We start from the raw sequence: 18,192 nt of genomic DNA, 5'->3' as shown, positions 1-18,192 counted from the left end.
GATGCTCCCAAACGGCGGGAGGCCAGATGCTAGCGATTGTTGCGCCGGGCTGCAGTCAAGCGTTGGTAAAGCCTCGCAGTGGGCGCGCTGATGACGAGCATTCGATGGCGTCAACGGCGCTGCCGGTGCCGGTAGTCCCAGGGCGCCAAAGGCCGCTTCTGGGACCACAGGCCCGCATGCTGTGCTTGTGCAGAGCGCTGCAAGGGCGCCAGGTGCGGGTAGTGGCTGGCGTAGGGCGTGTACACCCAGGCCATGCCTGCGCGCACCTGTGCCGTGGCGACATCGGTGCCACCGCAACGCACCTGCGCCACCATGCGTCCGTAGCTGTCCTCATCCACGGGTTGTAGCGTGGCCCGTTGTCGAAAGCACAGCTGTGCCAGGTGCTGCCGCGACTTCTGCCCGAACGCCTGCCGCGACTCGGGCGCATCGATGGCGGCGATGCGCACCTTCACCTGCTGGTAGGCACCAGGTGGTCCGCAGCGGGCAGTGAGGGTGTCGCCGTCGCTGATGGCAACGACCAGGCAAAACAGGGAAGCGAGGGGCACAGGGAGCTTGGGTGTGTGTTTGCAGGCACTGGCGCCAGTGTTTCTTGCAAAAATGGAGCGATTTGGCTGGATGCGCTACATCAGTATGACTTCGTAGCTATTAATAGTATAGCGGTTTGCTGCGTGATGACGGTGACACAACAAGGGCTGGTATGGGGGCATGCGCATGCCGCCGCCCTGCGTAGCACCTGGCGGGCCACAGGTCTGCTTTGCTTCAAGGTGAGACCACGCCGTGGTGTGCATGGCTTGAAGAATCTGGGGAACCGGGAGCGGTTACTGCCGTCAGACACTCCAGGCGCTGTGACAATGGGGTGCATTGTCCAATGCGCTCGCGTCGCGTTTGCTTCACGCTTGTTATCGTCGGCGATAGCCGCCCACCCCCAAGGAGTCCCGGTTTTGCGTTTCCCCTGGTCCACAGAATCCCATGCCCCCCAACCAGCGCCCCTGCGCACCGCTGCAGTGGCCCTGGCCTGTGGCGCGACTTTGGTCATGGCAGGCTGTGCCGGCACAGGGGCCAAGACGTTTGGCGTGCAGGAGAACTTTGGCTCGGTCGCCACGTACTCGCGCCTGTTCGATGCCACGCCGGCCCAGACGTGTGAAGCCTCGCGCCGCGCGCTGCTCAGCCAGGGCTACGTCATCTCGTCCAGCGCGGCCGACCTGGTGGAAGGCAAGAAGAGCTTCCAGCCCGAGCCCGAGTCGCACCTGCAGATGGTGGTGCGCGTGGTGTGTGTGCCCGAGGCCAACGACGGCAAGGTCAGCCTGGGCTTTGTGACGGCCACCCAGGACACCTACGCATTGCGCAAGACCAACAACTCGGCCAGCGTCGGTGTGGGCGCCATCGGCTCGGTGTCGCTGCCGTTCTCATCCAGCAGCGAGTCCCTGGTCAAGGTGGGCAGCGAGACCATTGCCAAGGACACCTTCTACGACAGCTTTTTTGATCTGGTCAAACGCTACCTGGTCATCGACCAGGCGCTGGCGGACTGAGCGGCCGGGGGCGTACCCGGTTTTTTTTTCGTTCGTCTCTCGGCCCACTTCCCGCCGGTGCCTCATCGGGCGGCGCGCCAGCGTTGTACCCAGGCCCATCCTTCGGGCCAGTCACCCAGGCCGCTGTCGGCATTGATATGCCCCTTGGCCCCCAGGTCCACCTGCTGGGCACCCCAGGCGGCTGCGCAATGGGCCGAGAAGGATGCAGTGGAATACGGATCGTCGCTGCTGCTCACCAGCATGGTCTGCCGCGCGGGCTGACCCGGGGCGGTCAGCGCCGCAGGCACGGGCGTGAAGCCTTTGGCATCCGGTGGAAAGTCGGGCCCCTCGGGGTCTGGCACGGCCACCAGCAGCAGGGCATGCACAGCGGTCAACGCGCTGGCAGCCCACCGCGCCAGTGCCAGGCAACCCAGGCTGTGGGCCACCACGATGGGGGGCTGGCCTGCTGCAGTGATGGCCGCGTCAATGGCCTGCATCCAGGCGTCGCATTGCGGGTGTGCCCAATCGGCCTGCTCCACCCGCACCACGCCCGTGTGCTGGGTTTGCCACAATGATTGCCAGTGGCGGGGGCCGGAGTTGTAGATGCCGGGAACAAGCAAAACAGGTCTCATCGTCAAAATTCCTTCAGGTCAAAAAAAGCAGTGGTGTCACTGCCTGCCAACGATAGGTGCCGCGCCTGTGGATGGGCAGGGGGCATCATCGGAAAGTGGCCCTCCAAACCTTGAAGTCATCGCAAAGGGAGCATTGCACCGTGGAGCTGGACAAAAAAGACCGACAGATCCTCATGGCCCTGCAGGCCGACGCTCGCCAGAGCCTGTCTGCCTTGGGCAAGCAGATCGGTCTGTCGCAGCCTGCGATGAGCGAGCGCGTCAAGAAACTCGAAGACGCAGGTGTGATCGTGGGCTACCAGGCCCGCATCGACCTGGCTGCCGCTGGCCTGGGCTTGCAGGCCGTGGTGCGGGTGCGCACCACGCACGAACACATTCAGCGCTACGTGCAGCTGTTTCAGACTATGCCCGAGGTGCTGGACGCCGTGCGCGTGACGGGAGAGGACTGCTTTGTGGTGCGCTGCGCATTTGGACAGCCGGCAGACCTGGAGCGCGTGGTGGATGCCCTGGCGGCGTTTGGCAGCGTGTCTACCGCCTTGGTGCTGTCGCACCCCGTGAACAAGCTGGTGCCGCTGGCATGACGCGGCGGGTCAGCAGAACCTGCGGGTGACCCGCGCGGGCGAGCCTGCTCAACGGGTGACCAGGTACCGCAGCTCCGCAAAAATGCCGCCCAGCGTGGTCACTGACTTGAGCTGCAGCGTGGGTTGCATGATCTGGCGCGGCAACAGCGGCGTGCCTGCGCCCAGCGTGACGGGGGCTATTTGCACGATCAGCTCGTCCAGCAGGCCCGCGTCGTAAAACTGCCCCACCAGGTCACCCCCACCCACGATCCACACATTGCGCCCTGCTGCAGCCTGCACCATGGCCTGGTGCACGGGCCGCACATCGCCACGCACAAAGCGCACATCCGCGCCTGCAATGCCGCGCAGCGTCCGTGCGCTGAACACCCAGGTCGGAGGCGTGTAAGGCCAGGGCTGGCCCGCATCGATGGCATGTTTCAGCATCCATTCGTAGGTGTGCGATCCCATTGCCAGCGCACCCACGTCGCGGATGAAAGCGGGGTAGCTGGGGCCCTCGATCTCGCCAAATTGCAGCAGCCAGCCAAGGTCATGGTCGGGCGTGGCGAGGAAGCCATCGAGGCTGGCTGCGCCATAGAACTGGGTCTTGCCGGGGCGGGGGTGGTTGCCTTGTGGGGGCATGGTGGGGCTTCTCTCTGAGGGTGGGTAGGTGCGCTGGCCCGGTGCAGGTGCAGCGGGCATGGTGGGGCACGGTCACTGTAGAGAGGGGCTGCTGACAACGGCCTGGCAGCAGATGTCAGGCCGGGGTTAGCCCGGGCTGCGGGCACCGGCCTGCAGGGCCTGCACGGCAGCTACCAGCACGCCGGTGGCTTCTTCGGCGCTGAGCAGTCCGGCGCTCACGAATGCGCCGTTCACCACCACCGCAAGCTGGGCGGCCAGTTGCTCCGGGTGGGGGGCCTTCAACCGCACCGCGACCTCGTGCAGGCGGCCCCGCAGCGCTTGCATGTGCCGCCGCGCCACCTGCCGTGCAGGGTGGTCCTGCTCGGCAAATTCAGCGGCTACGTTGATCTGGGGGCAGCCCCGGTAGTTGGAGCGGGCCAGGCGCTCGCCAATCCAGCGCATGTGGGCCTCCAGCTCCCCAGCGGGGTCATCGGCGAACTGGGCCGCCACGCTGTCCCATTGGTCCCAGAACTCGACGTCTTCCCGCTCCAGGAAGGCCACGATGAGGTCGTCCTTGGTGGGGAAGTAGCGGTACAGGCTGGTCTTGGCCACGGCGGCTTCCAGCACGACCAGGTCCACGCCCACGGCGCGCACGCCGCGTTCATAGAACAGCCGAGACGCGGTGTCGAGGATGCGGCTGCGGACATCGGCGGCGGGCTCGGCCCCCGTGGCCGGGCCGCTGGTGGGGGAGAGGTCCCTGGTGGAACGTGAATTTGTGGTGCGCATGCTTGACATGATACAGACCTGTCTGTAATCTTTAAAAAACAGACAGGTCTGTATCGTTAAATTTCAACCACCCACCCAACGCAAAGGATGACCATGAACCCGCAACAACACCGCCCCATCGCCGTTTACGGCGCCACCGGCCACACCGGCCAATTTGTCGTGCAGGAAGCACAGCGCCGCGGGCTGCCCGTGGTGGCCGTGGGGCGCAGCGCCGCCCGGCTGGACGAGGTGTTTGCCCCTGGCGTGACCCGGCGCATCGCCGATCTGGCCGACCCCACGAGCCTGGAACAGGCGTTTGCCGGCTGCGCCGTGGTCATCAACTGCGCAGGCCCCTTTCTCGACACGGCTGCCCCGGTGGCGCAGGCCGCGCTGCGGGCAGGCTGCCACTACATCGATGTGACGGCCGAGCAGGCGAGTGCGCAGGCCAGCCTGGCCGATTTCGATGCTCCGGCCCGCGCTGCGGGCAAGGTGGTGATTCCGGCCGCCGCCTTCTATGGCGGTCTGGCCGACCTGCTGGCCAGCGCGCTGACCAGGGCCGGCACCATCGACGAGATCACTGTGGCGATCGGGCTGGACCGCTGGTGGCCCACCGCCGGCACGCGCAAGACAGGCGAGCGCAACACCGTGCCGCGCCAGGTGGTGGCCCACGGGCGCCTGGTGCCGCTGGTGCCGTCTGAGCACGTGCCGGACTGGGCGTTTGCCGCGCCCCTGGGCAGCCAGGCCATGGTGGAGATCCCGTTCAGCGAGGTCATCACCATCGCCCACCACCTGCCGGTGGGCCACATCCGCTCGCTGCTCAACCGCTCGGCGCTGCAGGACATCCGCGACACCGGCACCCCGCCGCCCACGGCCACGGACGACAGCGGACGCTCTGCGCAGCGCTTCGAGCTTATGGTGCAGCTGGTGCAAGGTGGCCAGACCCGCACCGCCGGCGTGCGCGGGCAGGATATCTATGCCGTGACGGCGCCCATCGTGGTCGAGGTGGCCCAGCGCCTGCTGGCGCCTGCCTACGCCCACAGCGGCGCACTGGTCGTGGCGCAGGCGGTAGACCCGGTGGACATGCTGCGCGCGTTGCACGGCACGGCGCTGGAGGTATTCGGCGACGCCTTGACGGGCTGATGTCCAGGGGCGCTCAAGGCAGCTGCACCGTCTCCGCCAGGTGCCCGTACACCGTCGCAATGCGCCGCAGGTGCCGCGACTCCGGGTGGGTCAGCAGCCACAGCTCGGTTTCGCCATCGGCCAGCGCGCCCGTGAGCGGGCGCAGGTCGCTGCGGCCCTGGGCCAGAAAGAGGGGCAGCACCCCCACGCCCATGCCCAGGGCCACCAGTTCCATCACGGTGAGCAGGCTGTTGACGCGGTAGGTGGGCTGCGCCCTGGGGTATTGCTTCTTGCGCCAGCGCACCGAAGGGTGGTCGGGCAGCGCGTCGTCGGGCGCAATCCAGGCGGCGCGGCCCGCCTCCACATCCGACAGGGCCAGGGTGCTGGCGGTGCCTGCGTACAGGGCCGAGCGGATCATGCCCAGCTGCCGCCCCACCAGGTGCTGTGGCGGGCGCTTGGTCGCGCGCACCGCGATGTCGGTGTCGCGCCGCGTCAGGCTCACCAGCTCGTTGCCGGCGTGCAGCTCGTACACCAGGGCCGGGTGCCGGGGCTGCAGCATCTGCAGGGCTGGGGCGATGAGGCCGTGCAGGATGGTGTCGGTGGTGGAGATGCGCACCGTGCCCGACACCTGCTCGGGCTGCGCCTGTGCGGCAGAGCGCGCGGCCTCCAGGGCGGCTTCCACCCGCTCGGCCTGTTCGGCCAATGCCTGGGCCAGTTCCGAGGGGCGGTAGCCGGCGCGCGACCGGTCGAACAGCGACTGGCCCAGCCCCCGTTCGATGCGCTGAATGGCGCGGAACACCGTGGACGCATCCACTCCCAGCCGCTCACCGGCGGCCGCCAGGGTGCCGGTGCGCACCATGGCCAGCAGCACTTCCAGCTCGGCCGCGCCCAGTTGGTATTGCGCTGATGCAACGGTTGATTTCATGGGTGCTTATTTTGTTTGCGTTGTTGCAAGCATAGATTCTGCCTGTCGCCGGGCCTTGCCGTGTACCGATGGGTGTCTGCGGCTGCTAGTGGGTAGCAACGGCGACACATTCCAACCGTTTTTACAGAAAGCCCCGTTCCCATGAAGCTCTACTACGCCCCCGGTGCCTGCTCGCTCGCCGTCCACATTGCCTTGCGCGAGGTCGGCGTTGCGTTCGATCTGGTCAAGGTGGACCTGGTGCGCCACACCACCGAGACCGGCGCCAACTATCTCGACATCTCCCCGCGCGGCTATGTGCCCCTGCTGGAGCTGGCCGACCAGTCGCGCCACACCGAAGCAGCGGCGCTGCTGCAGTACGTGGCCGACCTGGACCCGGCGCGCGCACTCATCGGCCAGCCCGGCTCCAGCGAGCGGCTGGCCGTGCTGGAGTGGCTCACCTTCGTCAGCACCGAACTGCACAAGGGCTTCAGCCCCTGGCTGTGGCACAAGGAGACGGCCGACTCCACGCGCCAGGCCGTCAAGGCCAAGCTGGCCGTGCGTTTTGCCGAGATGGAGGCCGTGCTGTCGCGCAGCGACTTTCTGGCAGGCGGCTACAGCGTGGCCGATGCGTATGGCTTCACCATCGTCAACTGGTCGCACCTGCTGGGCATCCCGCTCACTGCCTACCCGCACCTGCAGGCCTGGATGGCACGCGTGGCGGCCCGCCCGCAGGTGCAGGCTGCGCTGCGGGCTGAGGGGTTGCTGTCGTGATGGCCCAGACCACGGCGCCCGCTGCGCTCACTCTGGTCTCGCACGCGCTGTGCCCCTATGTGCAGCGCGTGGCCATCGTGCTGCACGAAAAGGGCCTGGCGTTTGAGCGCCGCACCATCGACCTGGCCCGCAAGCCCGACTGGTTCCTGGCCCTCTCGCCACTGGGCAAGACCCCGGTCCTGCAGGTGCGCGGCCAGAGCCTGTTCGAGTCGGCCGTGATCTGCGAATACCTGGACGAGGTGGCCATGCCCGTGCTGCACCCGCCAGATCCGCTGCAGCGCGCACGCCACCGCGCGTGGATGGAGTTTGGCTCTGCGGTGCTGAACACCATCGGCGGCTTCTACGCCGCGCCGGACGAGGCCACGCTGCAGGCCCGCGCGCAGGACCTGCGCAGCCGTTTTGAGCAGATCGAAGAGGCCCTGGGCCAGCGCAGCGTGCCGGGGCCGTACTTTGCAGGGCCGGACTTTGGCATGGTGGATGTGGTGTTCGGCCCGGTGTTCCGGTACTTCGACATCATCGACACCTTGCCGGGCGTGGATGACCTGGGGCTCTGGCAAGGTTTGCCGCTGGTGCAGCGGTGGCGCGCCGCGCTGGCGGCACGCCCTTCGGTGCTGCAGGCCGTGGGTGTGGACTATGCCGAGGGCTTGCGGGCTTTTTTGCGCGCGCGTGGGTCAGCCCTGTCGCGGCGCATGCAGGCGATGGCCGGCTAGACCCCGCACGCCTGCCGGCTCAATCCGCCCAGGTGCCCGGCGCCAGCCCGTCCAGCGTGTACGGTCCGATGGCCGCGCGGATCAGCCGCAGCGTGGGGTGGCCCACGGCGGCCGTCATGCGGCGCACCTGGCGGTTGCGGCCTTCGCGGATGATGAGTTCGATCCAGGTGGTGGGGATGGCCTTGCGCTCGCGGATGGGCGGGGTGCGGTCCCACACCGCAGGGGCGGGCTCCAGCAACCGTGCGCGGGCGGGCAGGGTGGGACCGTCGTTCAGCACCACGCCGCTGCGCAGCGCGGCCAGCGCGGCCTCATTGGGAATGCCCTCCACCTGCACCCAGTAGGTCTTCTCCATCTTGAAGCGCGGGTCGGCAATGCGGGCCTGTTGCTTGCCGTCGTTGGTCAGCAGCAGCAGCCCTTCGCTGTCGGCGTCCAGCCGCCCAGCCACGTACACGCCGGGCAGGTCAATGTAGTCCTTCAGGCCCTGCCACTTGCCCTCGGGCGTGAACTGGCTCAGCACGCCGTAGGGTTTGTTGAAACGGATCAGGCGCGAGGTCATGGGGCTGGTTTCAAGCAAAAAGGGCCAGATGCGCTAGTGCAATATGTGCTGGGTGCTATCAAATGCATAGTAATGAAGCTCTGCGCCATCAGGCCGGCACGAACAGCGCCGGGTCCACCATGGTGCGGTTCAGCATCACGCCCCAGTGCAGGTGCGGGCCGGTCACGCGGCCGGTGGCGCCCACCTTGCAGAACGCGTCGCCTGCCTGCAGCACATCGCCCACGCGCACCTCCATGCTGCTCAGGTGGCAGTACATGGTGAGCAGGCCCTGGCCGTGGTCCAGCCACACCGTGCCGCCGTTGAAGAAGTAGTCGCCCACGTCAATCACCCGGCCCGGCAGCGGCGCCACGATGGGCGTACCGGTGGCGGCGGCAATGTCCATGCCGCTGTGCGGATTGCGCGGCTGGCCGTTGAACACGCGGCGCAGCCCGAACGAGCTGGACCGCCGCCCCGGCACGGGCACGCGCATGCGCAGCGATGCCAGCGCCACGCCTGCGGGCTGCTCGGTGAAGGTGGCCATCATCTGGGCCTGGTGGTCGCGCTCGCGCTCGTAGCGGGCCTGGTCCTCGGGCGAGAGGTCCACCGTGCGCGGCGACACCTTCAGGTGCTGCTCCTTGTATTGCTTGGGCGCCACGTTGTAGTGCACCAGGCGCGGGCTGCCGCCGCCCTCGGGCAGCACGCTGATGAAGGCATCGCCCGGCGCTGCCGCCAGCGGTATGCCCACGATGGCCGTCCACTCGATGGCATCGCCCACCACCCGCAGCGGCACATCCACCTCGCCCTGGCGCACCTGCGCCACCGGCCGCGTGGCCGCCGGGCCCAGCGACAGCCGTGTCACGCCCCCCGGCACCTGCAGCGCCTGGGGCCACACCGTGGGCGCGGGTGGCACAGGCTTGGCATGCAAAGGGGCCACCAGGGCAGGCTGCACGAGCAGGCCCGCCGTGCCGATCAAGGCGCTGCGGCGGGTGATGGAGAGGGCGGGGCGGAAGGGAGCGGGGCGGAAGGGAGCGGGGCGGGCAGATTCAGACACGGCAGAGGAAGGCATGAACAAAAACAAAGTGGCTGCGCGGGGGGGCTGGTACGGGTGCAAAGCGCCCCGCTGTCGCGGCCGACAAGGGCGATTGTGCCCCCGGTGTTGGCGGCGTCCGCCTACATCGCGCCTGCATGTCGGCACCTACCATCGCGCCATGCCACCCGCAGCCCACCGCCGCCGCTCCACCATGCTCACTGTCTTGCTCACGGCTCTGGCCACCGGGGCCCTTGTCTTGTTGGCACTCAACTTCACGGCGGGCGAGAAAAAAGTGCAGCAACAGTTGCCGCGCCTGTACAGCGCCGCCCACCCGCAGTTCGAGCGCGCCCTGGGCAGCCTGCTGGGCCCGGGCATTGTGGGCGGCAATGCGGTGACGGAGCTGCTCAACGGCGACCAGATTTTTCCGCCCATGCTGGCCGCGATCAAATCCGCTCAGAAAAGCGTCACCTTCGAAACCTACATCTACTGGTCGGGCGACATCGGCAAGCAGTTTGCCGACGCCCTGAGCGAGCGCGCCCGCGCCGGTGTGCCCGTGCATGTGCTGCTCGACTGGGTGGGCAGCGCCAAGATGGAAGAAAGCTACCTGGCCGAGATGAAGGCGGCCGGGGTGTTGATTGAAAAGTTCCACAAACCGCACTGGTACAACCTGGCCCGCCTGAACAACCGCACGCACCGCAAGCTGCTGGTGGTGGACGGGCAGGTGGGCTTTACCGGTGGCGTGGGCATTGCGCCCGCGTGGACGGGCCACGCGCAAGACCCCGACCACTGGCGCGACTCGCACTACCTGGTGCGCGGCCCGGCGGTGGCGCAGATGCAGGCCACGTTTTTGGACAACTGGCTCAAGGTCACGGGCAAGGTGCTGCACGGCGACGCGTACTTTCCGCCCATCGCGGCGGTGGGCACCCAAAAGGCGCAGATGTTCTCCAGCTCGCCATCGAGTGGCAGCGAGAGCATGCAGCTCATGTACCACCTGGCCATCACAGCGGCCGAGCGCAGCATCGACCTGTCGGTGGCGTACTTTGTGCCCGACGACCTGACCCGCAAGCTGTTGATGGACGCCCTGGCACGCGGCGTGCGCGTGCGCCTAGTCACCCCCGGCGAGCACACCGACACCGAGACCGTGAAAGCCGCATCCCGTGCCACCTGGGGCGAGCTGCTGCAGGCCGGGGCCGAGATCTACGAATACGGGCCCACCATGTACCACTGCAAGGTCATGATCGTGGACCAGTTGCTGGTGTCGGTGGGCTCCACCAATTTTGACAACCGCTCGTTCCGCCTGAACGACGAGGCCAACCTGAACGTGTACGACGCTGCATTTGCACAACGCCAGACACAGGTGTTTGAAGACGACATCCGACGGTCACGCCGCGTGACCTACGAGGCCTGGCGAGACCGCCCGCTGCGCGAGAAAGTGCACGAGACCTTGACCGGCTGGATGCGGTCGCAGCTGTGACGATGTTTGAATGAAATCAGCCGCTGGCGCCAGTGAATAATGCGCCAGGCGCTATCAAAAGTGTAGTTGCTGGTAGTGGATGCGCGGCGGCGGTTGCGGTGCGCCGCCGGGGCAGTGTTTGCCCTGGCGGGCATCTCCGCCGTGCTTGTGGATCAGTGCGTCACGAACTCGTAGGTCACGGCTTCGCTGTCCACCATGTCGAGGATGTCGTCCAGCACGTCTTCGTCTTCGGTACTGGCCCACAGGTCTTCGGGGTCTGTGGCAAACAGGGGTTCGATGGCGATGTCCATGAACTTGCCATCGGGCAGCTTGATGACCGGCGTGCCCTCAGAGGTATCGACCAGCTCCCAGTTGTCGGGCACGGTCATTTCGAGCTGGATGGTGACGTTGAGTTTTTTCATGGCGAATCCTTGTTGCAGAACCGGTCAGGGTAACCCAGTTTGGTGCCAGATGGATGTCTGGCGCCGAACGGATATGCCTAATGCGCTATAAAAATTAGAGCATCCGAAGGATTTGTGGCTGCAGGCGCTCATGCCTGCGCCGGGCGAACTCCGTGCTCTCGCGTCTGGCATGGGCTTTGCGTCATGCAGGGCGTAACGTGTCGCGATGCAGACCGTGGGCCGCCGATGTGCCCTTGTACTGCGCGCCGTTTGCTGTAACGTGTCTGGCCCAAGCCCCTGTGCGTCCGCATTCGCTGCGGGCCACGGAAATGCCTGTTCTTGTCCCATCTTCTGACCTACTGGAGAACCTGCCCATGATCATCAAGAAAACCCTGGCCCTTGCCGCAGCCGCCGCCGTGGTCGCCAGCCTCGCCTTCAGCCCGGCTGCGCAGGCAGGCCCCCGGCTCGACAAGATCATGGAGGCCAAGGTCATCCGCGTGGGCACGCCCGGCGACTACCGCCCGTTTGCCATCAAGACCGACGCGGGCTACAGCGGCCACGACATCGATGTGATCGAAACCATGGCCAAGGAGCTGGGCGTGAAGATCGAATACGTGCCCACCACCTGGCCCAACCTGGTGAAGGACCTGCAGGGCGACAAGTTTGACGTGGCCGTGGGCGGCATCACCCGCAACGTCAACCGCATGCGCATTTTTGACATGCTGCCCGGCTACGCCCCGTTCGGCAAAGTGGTCCTGGTGCGCGCGGCCGACAAGGCCAAATACACCAGCGTGGACGCCATGAACCAGCCCACCGTGCGCGTCATCAAGAACCCCGGTGGCACCAACGAAACCTATGTGCTGGCCAACCTCAAGGCCGCCCAGGTCACAACACACGACAAGAACGCCGAGATCCCCGCGCTGATCGCCGAGGGCAAGGGCGACGTGATGATCACCGAAACGTACGAAGCCCTGCACTACGCCAAGGCCGACCCGCGCCTGCACGCCGCGTTTGTGGACGCGCCGCTCACGCCCAAGAACTACCTGGGCTTCATGCTGCCCACCGACGACGCCGACTACGTGCGCGTGATGGGCTTTGTGTGGGGCCTGGTGGACAGCCGGGGCACCATCAAGCAGGCCGCAGACAAGTGGCTGAAGTGACGGCTTTGAAGTGACTTGGGTCGGGCGCAGTGGACCTGTGGGCTACTCGCCAGGAATCTCCGGCTCCACCAGCAGCGCCAGCAACTGCAGCGACTCCTGCCAGCCCAGGTAGCACATCTCGGTCGGGATCACCGCCGGGATGCCTGCCTGCACGATGGACACCTCGGTGCCCGTCATCACTTTTTTGAGCTGGATGGTGGTGCGCATCTCTCCGGGCAGGTTCGGGTCGTCAAACCGGTCGGTGTGCACGATGCGCTCGCCCGGCACCAGCTCCACATAGTCGCCGCCAAACGCGTGCGTGCCGCCGCTGCTCAGGTTGGTGAACTGCATGCGGTAGCTGCCGCCCACGCGCGCGTCCAGGCTCAGCACCCGGCCGGTAAAGCCATGGGGTGGCAGCCATTTGCACATGGCATCGGCATCCAGAAACGCGCGGTAGATGCGCTCGGCCGGGGCGCGCAGCACGCGGTGCAGGGTGACGGTGCCGGTGGCGGCGGTCGGGGCTGCGGAGGGGTTGGGGTTCGTCATGCAGGGTCTCCTTGCGGGAATCGGGGTGGATGGATGACAGCGTGCGCCCCAACGCCATGGCGGTCAATGGCCTGGGGCGTCAACGCGTTCACACCTCTACGACGAACGGGCCGGTGCGTTTTCGACAACCGGCCCTTTGCATCACCACATTTTTTTGTGGCGCCGGCTCAGGCGGCGATGGTGCGCACCGCAAAGCTCTCACTGCCCTGCGCCCAGGCCAGCAGCCGGTCGATGTTGGGGTGCTTGCCCGGAAAGGCGCGCGCATCCGCCACATGCTCCGCATACCACTCCAGCCCCAGGCTGGCGGCTGCAGGCGTGATCTGCCCGCCATACAGCGCTGCCAGCGCGGCATACACCACCAGCGACCCGGTCTGGCCGGGCTTGTTCTCGATGGTGGCCAGCACCTGGCTGTCTGCGCCCAGTAGTTGCAAGGCGGCGAGGTGGCTGGCGGAGGGGAGTTGCTTGAGTCGGTCTGCGAAGTTCATGGCGGTCAAATTCAAGTGAAATGTGCCGCAAGCGCTAGAAGATCATGCGCGAGCAGCTATAAAAAAGTGAGTGGTTGAATCAGCGGGGCGGAATCTTAAGGGATGCGCGAAGGGGTCAAGACTTTGAACAGGCTCTGACTTTTGAACACACGCTCACGCCTGCCACACCCCAAACCCTGCCGAGCGCAGATCGATGCCAATCTCGATCTCCCGGTCCACAGCCTCCTCGTAGGTCATGGGGTTGAAGCCCTCGTACAGGTCCGGCAGCAGCCGCAGGCCGTACTGCGTCACAAACCGGTTGGCCTGGATGCCCGCCTTGTGCTTGTCAAACCGCACATCCGGGTCCAGCCCCGTCATGCCCACGTACACGCAGGGCTTGCCGTCGATGTAGCCGGGGTTGCACTTGCGAAAGCGCGGCTCCAGCAGCACGTCTTTGGAGAGCTCGACCACGTAGACGTGGTGGTGGGGCTTGCGGCGGCGCATGGGGGCTGGTGGGGTGGGGCGGTGTGGGGTTGGGCAGCTTTACGCAGTCCGTCTGGCGGCCTACTCGTCGTCCTCATCCGCCAGCCCGTCATCCCGCAGGCGTCGGTCCAGCTTGCCGCGCAGCGCATCGGCGTCTTGCACGAACTGGTCCACCGGCACCGCAGGGGCCACGCGCAGGGCGGGCGGGAACAGGCTGCTCATGTACAGCTCGTTGCCCAGCCGCATGCGGTTGAGCCACTGCGCGCCCAACCACGACGGCACGCCCAGCAGCACCACAGCCGCCATGGCCCAGGCCAGGCCAACGCGGCGGCGGGGCAGCACGGTGGCCAGGTGGGCGTGCAGCGCGCCGGCCAGCACCAGCACCATCAGCACCGGGGCAAACCGCGACAGCGACTCCAGCGAAAACGTGAACGCCGTCAGATAGCTCAGCAGCTGCACCGCGTCGGCCACCAGCACTGCGGCGCACGCGATGCGCACGTGGCGCCAGAACCGCAGCTGGCTGCCAAACAGCTTGTTGGCCACGGACCACAGACCCGCCCAGGCCCCCACCACCGCCAGCGTCGTCAGCAGCAACAGGGGCAGCGATTTCAGGTACTGCGCGGCGTCGCGGGCCTCCAGCCACGACTCTCCCAGCCCGGCCAGCAGCACCAGCACCGCCAGCGCGGCCGTGGTGCCCACCGTGTGCCACGGAAACTGCGGCAGCGCCTGCTCCTCGGCAATGGGCGCATCGGCCAGGCGCAGGTGGATGTGGGTGTGGCCCAGGTCGATGGGCATGCCATCGGGCCAGTCAAAGCGTTCGCCATGGGCATGCTGCTTGCGCTGCAGGCGTGCGCCGTTGCGTGTCTCCAGCACCTCGACCTGCACGGTGCGGGGCTCGTCCACCGCGCGGTCAATGCGCAGGTGCCGGGGCGCCACAAACGGGTCGTCCAGCACCAGGTCGCAGTCTAGCGCGCGGCCCACCGTCACGGGCCAGCGGGTGATGGGCGCACGCGCCAGCAGCGCGCCGTGGCGGTCAAACGCCTCGATCAGCCCCAGGGTGGTGGTGGTTGGCATCGCGCTCATAGTGCGGCCTCCCAGCGAAAGGCCTTGAGGTAGTGGCTGGCGAGCTTCATGCCGTTGTCAAACGCAATGCCTTGCACATCCAGGCGGCCCAGCACGCCCCGTGTGGGCTGGTTGACCGAAGTGGCCAGTACTGTCATGTTGTACAGGCCGGTCAGCTTGCGGTAGGCCGACAGGCACACCACCGCACGCAGCGGCACGGTGCCGGGGTCCACAAACCGCTCGGTGCACTCGGCCGCCGTCTGGTGGCGGTTGCCGCGTGTAGGCAGGCGCTCGTTGGCAAAACTTTGCGAGTACATGCGGGCAAACCGGGCTGCGCCCAGCGTGGGCGCGTTGTAGGCCTCGTAGGACAGGCGCACCGCGCCGGTGCTGAAGTCGCCCGCCACCACATCGCTGTCGGCCTGGCACTGCGTGCGCTCCAGGTTCAGCCCCGGGAAGGCCGGGTCACGCCCCGATCCCCAGCACCGCGCCAGCGCATCGTCGGGCACGGGCAGGCGGTAGTTGCCATGGCGCTGCTCGCGAAACGGCGCTTTCAAGAACCGGTCCGTCAGCAGTTGCTGGTGCTCCATCAGCTGCCGCGTCATCTCGGCGTGCGCGGCCTGCGTGATGGGCTGGGCGTTGGCTGCGCGCTGCACCAGGGCCTGCGCAAACTCGGCAGGGATCAAAAAGCTGACCTGCTCACCATCGAGCCGCTTGGCAACGTTCACACCCAACACCCGGCCTGCGTCGTCCACGGCGGGGCCGCCGCTCATGCCGGGGTTGAGCGCGCCGCCAAAAAAGATGCGCGGATAAAAGCTGCGCTTGACCAGCCCGTTGTAGGTGCCCTCGGTCACCGCAAAGCCAATGTCCAGCGGGTTGCCCAGCGAGTAAATGCGCTCGCCCTGTGCCAGCGCGTCAGTGGTGGGCCGAAAGCCCAGCACCGGCGCCGCTGCCGTGCGCCCCTTGGCGCGCAGCACGGCCAGGTCGCGCTGCACGTCAAACGCCAGCAGCTCCACCTCGCCCTCCTGCCCCTCCATCGTCACGTACACGCCCCGGTAGCGCTCGGGCTCCAGCGCGAGCTGGCTGGCCACGTGAAAGTTGGTGACGATCAGCCCATCGGCCGACACAAAAAAGCCCGAGCCAATCGACGCCTGCGTGTTGGCGTTGCGCAGCAGCGTGCGGATCTGCACCAGCTTGTCGCGCGACAGCTCGTAAATGCGCCGCGCATCGCGCGACAGCAGGGCCGCATCGGCGGCTGTGGGTGCGGCGGCTGGTGTAGACGCCGCGCCGTCCACAGGGGCACTACCCGCCGGGCGAGTGGACGGGGCGTTGGCAGCAGCGGGTGAGGGGGCGGGCTGTGCGTGCGCCAGCGCACACAGCAGCAAAAGCAGCGACGAGGTCGCCAGCCGCAAGGGCCGAATCAAAGGGAAGGGCATCGCGGTATTCTATGAACGCCCTGCGACAAGCCGTTTGACGTTGTCCTTTCTGTCGGTCCTGTTTGCAACCATTCACCCGCCACTCCATCCCACGCAGCCATGCAACCCACCCACACCTATCCCATCGGCACACCCGGCCAGCCCTGGGGCGCTGCAGAACGCGAGCAGTGGCGCGCACGCCAGATGCGCCAGCGCAGCTACGCCGACGACGTGCTCACGGCCATCGAGGCACTGCGGGGCCGGTTTGACGTGGAGATGTATGGCGACGTGATTTATGGCGACGCCCAGCACCCGGCAGAGCGCTTTCCCCTGCGGGCCCTGCGCAGCCGCGATTGGCAGCCCGGCCTGCCCACCGTGCTGGTGACCGGCGGGGTCCATGGCTACGAAACCAGTGGCGTGCACGGAGCGCTGCGGTTTGCAGACACCCAGGCGGAGCGCTTTGCCGGCCACGCCAACTTGCTGATCGTGCCTTGCGTCAGCCCGTGGGCCTATGAGCGCATTCAGCGCTGGAACTTCGACGCCATCGACCTCAACCGGTCGTTCCGCGAGGGCTCATCCGCGCAGGAGTCCGCCGCCCTCATGCGCCTGGTGGCACCGCTGCACGGGCAGTTTGCCGCCCACATCGACCTGCACGAAACCACCAACACCGACGAATCCGAATACCGCCCCGCCGTGGCCGCGCGCGACGGCAAGGTGTTCGAGCCCGGCAGCATCCCCGACGGCTTTTACCTGGTGGACGACGCCGACAACCCGCAGCCCGCCTTCCAGCAAGCCATCATCGAGGCAGTCAGCCGCGTCACACACATTGCGCCAGCGGACGAGAAGAACGAAATCATCGGCACGCCCGTGGTGGCGCCGGGCGTCATCCACTACCCGATGAAGCAGTGGGGCCTGTGCGCGGGCATCAGCGGCGCGCGCTACACCACCACAACGGAGGTCTATCCCGACAGCCCCCGCGCCACGCCCGAGCAGTGCATTGAGGCGCAGGTGGCGGCGGCGTGTGCGGCGGTGGAGTTTGTGCTGGCCGACGCCCAACACTGAGGTTTATGGCCCCAGCGGTACGGCTTCGTATTTTTTGGTGCTTTCTTGGCGCTCGTTACGGAGCGCTTCCCAAAGCGCCCAGCAGCCGGGCACTCACCTCGGCTTCATCGAGCGCCGCGAACGCCATGTTGTGCTGCTCCGTCAGCGGCCCATGGCCCGGCTCCATGCGGCCTGCGGCGTCGTAGCCCATGGCCTTGAACTTCCAAGCGCCGCCGACTAGCTTGAGGGAACCCACATGTGCCCCATCGGCCGTGTGCACGGACACCACGGCGGCGTTGATGGGCACCAGCTGCAACGGACCAGCCACCGGGCCGGGCGGTATGTGAGCGAAGGTGGGGTGTTTCAATCTTGCTCGTCCAGCAGCGTCTGTACCGCGCGCAGCAAGGCGGGCAGGGCCGTCTGGGTGATGTTCCACACGGTACCCACGTTCACCGTGGCGTAGCCGTGGATGAGTTGGTTGCGAAACGCCACGATCTGCGCCACGTCGGGAATGCGGGCGGCCATGGCCGTATCCAGCTTGGACAGTTGGTTGAGTGCTTCGCCAATGATTTCAAACTTACGCTCTACCGCCGCCTGGGCCATTGCGTTGGCGCCATAGGCTGCTGCATCCATGCCTTGGGTAAAAGACTCTATGGCGGCAGCCGCCTCGCGCACATCCCACAAAAAGGCTCGCGGGTCACGCTGCATACACAGCCTCGCGGTGGCGGTTGATGTTGGCCAGCACGTACGGGTTGCGCACAGCACCGGGTTCCACCAGGTCCACGCCCCGGCCGAGCAGGGCTTCCAGATCGGCTTTGGCGCCAAAAATGGAGTGGAGCCCGGGTTCAACACCCGGAGCAAACTCCACCAGAAAGTCGGCGTCGCTGTGGGCGGGGTCAAAGTCACTGGCCCGTGCCGCCGAGCCAAACACCTCCAGCCGCCGAATGCCGTAGCGCCGGCAGATAGCGGCAATGCCGGTGCGGTATTGGGCGATGGCGGGATGCATGGGCGCAGTTTAATCGAGCACCTCATTGACCGCCAT

At 66.8% G+C, this 18,192-nt stretch carries 24 protein-coding genes; 8 read left to right on the top strand and 16 right to left on the bottom strand.

Annotated elements, in window-relative coordinates; translation table 11 throughout:
* Positions 1–110 precede the first annotated feature (110 nt).
* The gene (locus IB236_RS18535; RefSeq protein WP_146871460.1) at positions 111–545 is read right to left on the bottom strand and encodes a thermonuclease family protein; all 435 of its coding nucleotides are present in this window, start codon (positions 543–545) and stop codon (positions 111–113) included.
* A 489-nt stretch (positions 546–1,034) separates the two neighbouring features.
* Here IB236_RS18535 and IB236_RS18530 point away from each other — a divergent pair, with 489 nt between their 5' ends.
* Entirely contained in the window at positions 1,035–1,529 is a 495-nt protein-coding gene (locus tag IB236_RS18530; protein WP_056747050.1) for a DUF2242 domain-containing protein, read from the top strand.
* 62 nt (positions 1,530–1,591) lie between these two features.
* Here the strand turns inward: IB236_RS18530 and IB236_RS18525 are convergent, their stop codons facing one another.
* Positions 1,592–2,140: an alpha/beta hydrolase gene (locus IB236_RS18525; RefSeq protein ID WP_192421740.1), complete on the bottom strand. Its 549-nt coding sequence runs from the start codon at positions 2,138–2,140 to the stop codon at positions 1,592–1,594.
* Between the two features lie 140 nt (positions 2,141–2,280).
* Here IB236_RS18525 and IB236_RS18520 point away from each other — a divergent pair, with 140 nt between their 5' ends.
* Positions 2,281–2,718, top strand: a complete 438-nt coding sequence (locus IB236_RS18520) for an Lrp/AsnC family transcriptional regulator (RefSeq protein WP_192421739.1) — start codon at positions 2,281–2,283, stop codon at positions 2,716–2,718.
* A gap of 48 nt (positions 2,719–2,766) precedes the next feature.
* On the opposite strand, the gene IB236_RS18515 is transcribed toward IB236_RS18520, so the two are convergent.
* Together IB236_RS18515 and IB236_RS18510 are read right to left on the bottom strand one after the other, a co-directional pair.
* Positions 2,767–3,336: a dihydrofolate reductase family protein gene (locus tag IB236_RS18515; RefSeq protein WP_192421738.1), complete on the bottom strand. Its 570-nt coding sequence runs from the start codon at positions 3,334–3,336 to the stop codon at positions 2,767–2,769.
* Between the two features lie 126 nt (positions 3,337–3,462).
* Positions 3,463–4,101 carry a TetR/AcrR family transcriptional regulator gene (locus IB236_RS18510; protein ID WP_192421737.1) on the bottom strand — a complete coding sequence of 213 codons (639 nt, stop codon included), beginning with the start codon at positions 4,099–4,101 and terminating at the stop codon, positions 3,463–3,465.
* A 93-nt stretch (positions 4,102–4,194) separates the two neighbouring features.
* Here IB236_RS18510 and IB236_RS18505 point away from each other — a divergent pair, with 93 nt between their 5' ends.
* Entirely contained in the window at positions 4,195–5,220 is a 1,026-nt protein-coding gene (locus IB236_RS18505) for a trans-acting enoyl reductase family protein (RefSeq protein WP_192421736.1), read from the top strand.
* Positions 5,221–5,233: 13 nt separating this feature from the next.
* Here the strand turns inward: IB236_RS18505 and IB236_RS18500 are convergent, their stop codons facing one another.
* Positions 5,234–6,124: a LysR family transcriptional regulator gene (locus IB236_RS18500; protein ID WP_192421735.1), complete on the bottom strand. Its 891-nt coding sequence runs from the start codon at positions 6,122–6,124 to the stop codon at positions 5,234–5,236.
* Between the two features lie 141 nt (positions 6,125–6,265).
* Between IB236_RS18500 and gstA the strand changes: the two genes are divergently transcribed.
* A complete protein-coding gene (gstA, locus tag IB236_RS18495) occupies positions 6,266–6,874 on the top strand; it encodes a glutathione transferase GstA (protein ID WP_015014999.1) in 609 nt (202 codons plus the stop codon).
* Positions 6,874–7,584 carry a glutathione S-transferase family protein gene (locus IB236_RS18490; protein WP_056747054.1) on the top strand — a complete coding sequence of 237 codons (711 nt, stop codon included), beginning with the start codon at positions 6,874–6,876 and terminating at the stop codon, positions 7,582–7,584. The genes gstA and IB236_RS18490 overlap by 1 nt, the downstream gene beginning before the upstream one ends.
* A 19-nt stretch (positions 7,585–7,603) precedes the next feature.
* Here the strand turns inward: IB236_RS18490 and IB236_RS18485 are convergent, their stop codons facing one another.
* Positions 7,604–8,140, bottom strand: a complete 537-nt coding sequence (locus IB236_RS18485; RefSeq protein ID WP_099730742.1) for a pseudouridine synthase — start codon at positions 8,138–8,140, stop codon at positions 7,604–7,606.
* Between the two features lie 88 nt (positions 8,141–8,228).
* Positions 8,229–9,185, bottom strand: coding sequence for a peptidoglycan DD-metalloendopeptidase family protein (locus IB236_RS18480; protein WP_225581235.1), 957 nt, complete (start codon positions 9,183–9,185; stop codon positions 8,229–8,231).
* Positions 9,186–9,360: 175 nt separating this feature from the next.
* Here IB236_RS18480 and IB236_RS18475 point away from each other — a divergent pair, with 175 nt between their 5' ends.
* Positions 9,361–10,623, top strand: coding sequence for a phosphatidylserine/phosphatidylglycerophosphate/cardiolipin synthase family protein (locus IB236_RS18475; protein WP_192421808.1), 1,263 nt, complete (start codon positions 9,361–9,363; stop codon positions 10,621–10,623).
* 152 nt (positions 10,624–10,775) lie between these two features.
* Here IB236_RS18475 and IB236_RS18470 read toward each other — a convergent pair whose 3' ends face one another.
* Positions 10,776–11,024: a hypothetical protein gene (locus tag IB236_RS18470; RefSeq protein ID WP_056064732.1), complete on the bottom strand. Its 249-nt coding sequence runs from the start codon at positions 11,022–11,024 to the stop codon at positions 10,776–10,778.
* Between the two features lie 353 nt (positions 11,025–11,377).
* Between IB236_RS18470 and IB236_RS18465 the strand changes: the two genes are divergently transcribed.
* Positions 11,378–12,163, top strand: coding sequence for a transporter substrate-binding domain-containing protein (locus IB236_RS18465; RefSeq protein WP_192421734.1), 786 nt, complete (start codon positions 11,378–11,380; stop codon positions 12,161–12,163).
* Positions 12,164–12,205: 42 nt separating this feature from the next.
* Here IB236_RS18465 and IB236_RS18460 read toward each other — a convergent pair whose 3' ends face one another.
* From IB236_RS18460 to IB236_RS18440, 5 genes are all read right to left on the bottom strand, one after another.
* Positions 12,206–12,688: an SRPBCC family protein gene (locus IB236_RS18460; RefSeq protein ID WP_056064731.1), complete on the bottom strand. Its 483-nt coding sequence runs from the start codon at positions 12,686–12,688 to the stop codon at positions 12,206–12,208.
* Positions 12,689–12,855: 167 nt separating this feature from the next.
* On the bottom strand, positions 12,856–13,173 hold the full coding sequence (locus IB236_RS18455) for a DUF2322 family protein (protein ID WP_192421733.1): 318 nt from the start codon (positions 13,171–13,173) through the stop codon (positions 12,856–12,858).
* Positions 13,174–13,326: 153 nt separating this feature from the next.
* Positions 13,327–13,656: a hypothetical protein gene (locus tag IB236_RS18450; RefSeq protein ID WP_015014990.1), complete on the bottom strand. Its 330-nt coding sequence runs from the start codon at positions 13,654–13,656 to the stop codon at positions 13,327–13,329.
* Positions 13,657–13,716: 60 nt separating this feature from the next.
* Positions 13,717–14,718 (bottom strand): FHA domain-containing protein, encoded by a 1,002-nt coding sequence (locus tag IB236_RS18445; protein WP_192421732.1) that lies wholly within the window; start codon positions 14,716–14,718, stop codon positions 13,717–13,719.
* On the bottom strand, positions 14,715–16,130 hold the full coding sequence (locus tag IB236_RS18440; RefSeq protein WP_192421731.1) for a serine protease: 1,416 nt from the start codon (positions 16,128–16,130) through the stop codon (positions 14,715–14,717). Before IB236_RS18440 ends, IB236_RS18445 begins: the two co-directional genes overlap by 4 nt.
* Positions 16,131–16,229: 99 nt before the next feature.
* On the opposite strand from IB236_RS18440, the gene IB236_RS18435 reads away from it, so the two are divergent.
* Positions 16,230–17,171, top strand: coding sequence for a M14 family metallocarboxypeptidase (locus tag IB236_RS18435; protein WP_192421730.1), 942 nt, complete (start codon positions 16,230–16,232; stop codon positions 17,169–17,171).
* 55 nt (positions 17,172–17,226) lie between these two features.
* Here the strand turns inward: IB236_RS18435 and IB236_RS18430 are convergent, their stop codons facing one another.
* Genes IB236_RS18430 through IB236_RS18420 form a run of 3 tightly spaced genes read right to left on the bottom strand, consistent with a single transcriptional unit; the run spans position 17,227 to position 18,156 of the window.
* A complete protein-coding gene (locus tag IB236_RS18430) occupies positions 17,227–17,517 on the bottom strand; it encodes a hypothetical protein (protein WP_192421729.1) in 291 nt (96 codons plus the stop codon).
* Entirely contained in the window at positions 17,514–17,858 is a 345-nt protein-coding gene (locus tag IB236_RS18425) for a DUF86 domain-containing protein (RefSeq protein ID WP_192421728.1), read from the bottom strand. The genes IB236_RS18430 and IB236_RS18425 overlap by 4 nt, the downstream gene beginning before the upstream one ends.
* Positions 17,848–18,156, bottom strand: coding sequence for a nucleotidyltransferase family protein (locus IB236_RS18420; RefSeq protein WP_142144748.1), 309 nt, complete (start codon positions 18,154–18,156; stop codon positions 17,848–17,850). The genes IB236_RS18425 and IB236_RS18420 overlap by 11 nt, the downstream gene beginning before the upstream one ends.
* Positions 18,157–18,192: the final 36 nt, after the last annotated feature.

This window comes from Acidovorax sp. ACV02, assembly GCF_014851475.1.
Classification (GTDB): Bacteria; Pseudomonadota; Gammaproteobacteria; order Burkholderiales; family Burkholderiaceae_C; genus Acidovorax; species Acidovorax delafieldii.
Note: the sequence above shows the minus strand (reverse complement) of the source record. Positions and strands in the feature narration are given on the sequence as shown.

Excerpts from the sequence above, each read along its gene's own strand:
- IB236_RS18530 (WP_056747050.1), top strand. The coding sequence starts at position 1,035 with ATGGCAGGCTGTGCCGGCACAGGGGCCAAGACGTTTGGCGTGCAGGAG.
- IB236_RS18525 (WP_192421740.1), bottom strand. The coding sequence starts at position 2,140 with ATGAGACCTGTTTTGCTTGTTCCCGGCATCTACAACTCCGGCCCCCGC.
- IB236_RS18515 (WP_192421738.1), bottom strand. The coding sequence starts at position 3,336 with ATGCCCCCACAAGGCAACCACCCCCGCCCCGGCAAGACCCAGTTCTAT.
- IB236_RS18510 (WP_192421737.1), bottom strand. The coding sequence starts at position 4,101 with ATGCGCACCACAAATTCACGTTCCACCAGGGACCTCTCCCCCACCAGC.
- IB236_RS18505 (WP_192421736.1), top strand. The coding sequence starts at position 4,195 with ATGAACCCGCAACAACACCGCCCCATCGCCGTTTACGGCGCCACCGGC.
- IB236_RS18500 (WP_192421735.1), bottom strand. The coding sequence starts at position 6,124 with ATGAAATCAACCGTTGCATCAGCGCAATACCAACTGGGCGCGGCCGAG.
- gstA (WP_015014999.1), top strand. The coding sequence starts at position 6,266 with ATGAAGCTCTACTACGCCCCCGGTGCCTGCTCGCTCGCCGTCCACATT.
- IB236_RS18490 (WP_056747054.1), top strand. The coding sequence starts at position 6,874 with ATGGCCCAGACCACGGCGCCCGCTGCGCTCACTCTGGTCTCGCACGCG.
- IB236_RS18485 (WP_099730742.1), bottom strand. The coding sequence starts at position 8,140 with ATGACCTCGCGCCTGATCCGTTTCAACAAACCCTACGGCGTGCTGAGC.
- IB236_RS18480 (WP_225581235.1), bottom strand. The coding sequence starts at position 9,185 with ATGCCTTCCTCTGCCGTGTCTGAATCTGCCCGCCCCGCTCCCTTCCGC.
- IB236_RS18475 (WP_192421808.1), top strand. The coding sequence starts at position 9,361 with ATGCTCACTGTCTTGCTCACGGCTCTGGCCACCGGGGCCCTTGTCTTG.
- IB236_RS18470 (WP_056064732.1), bottom strand. The coding sequence starts at position 11,024 with ATGAAAAAACTCAACGTCACCATCCAGCTCGAAATGACCGTGCCCGAC.
- IB236_RS18465 (WP_192421734.1), top strand. The coding sequence starts at position 11,378 with ATGATCATCAAGAAAACCCTGGCCCTTGCCGCAGCCGCCGCCGTGGTC.
- IB236_RS18460 (WP_056064731.1), bottom strand. The coding sequence starts at position 12,688 with ATGACGAACCCCAACCCCTCCGCAGCCCCGACCGCCGCCACCGGCACC.
- IB236_RS18455 (WP_192421733.1), bottom strand. The coding sequence starts at position 13,173 with ATGAACTTCGCAGACCGACTCAAGCAACTCCCCTCCGCCAGCCACCTC.
- IB236_RS18450 (WP_015014990.1), bottom strand. The coding sequence starts at position 13,656 with ATGCGCCGCCGCAAGCCCCACCACCACGTCTACGTGGTCGAGCTCTCC.
- IB236_RS18445 (WP_192421732.1), bottom strand. The coding sequence starts at position 14,718 with ATGAGCGCGATGCCAACCACCACCACCCTGGGGCTGATCGAGGCGTTT.
- IB236_RS18440 (WP_192421731.1), bottom strand. The coding sequence starts at position 16,130 with ATGCCCTTCCCTTTGATTCGGCCCTTGCGGCTGGCGACCTCGTCGCTG.
- IB236_RS18435 (WP_192421730.1), top strand. The coding sequence starts at position 16,230 with ATGCAACCCACCCACACCTATCCCATCGGCACACCCGGCCAGCCCTGG.
- IB236_RS18425 (WP_192421728.1), bottom strand. The coding sequence starts at position 17,858 with ATGCAGCGTGACCCGCGAGCCTTTTTGTGGGATGTGCGCGAGGCGGCT.
- IB236_RS18420 (WP_142144748.1), bottom strand. The coding sequence starts at position 18,156 with ATGCATCCCGCCATCGCCCAATACCGCACCGGCATTGCCGCTATCTGC.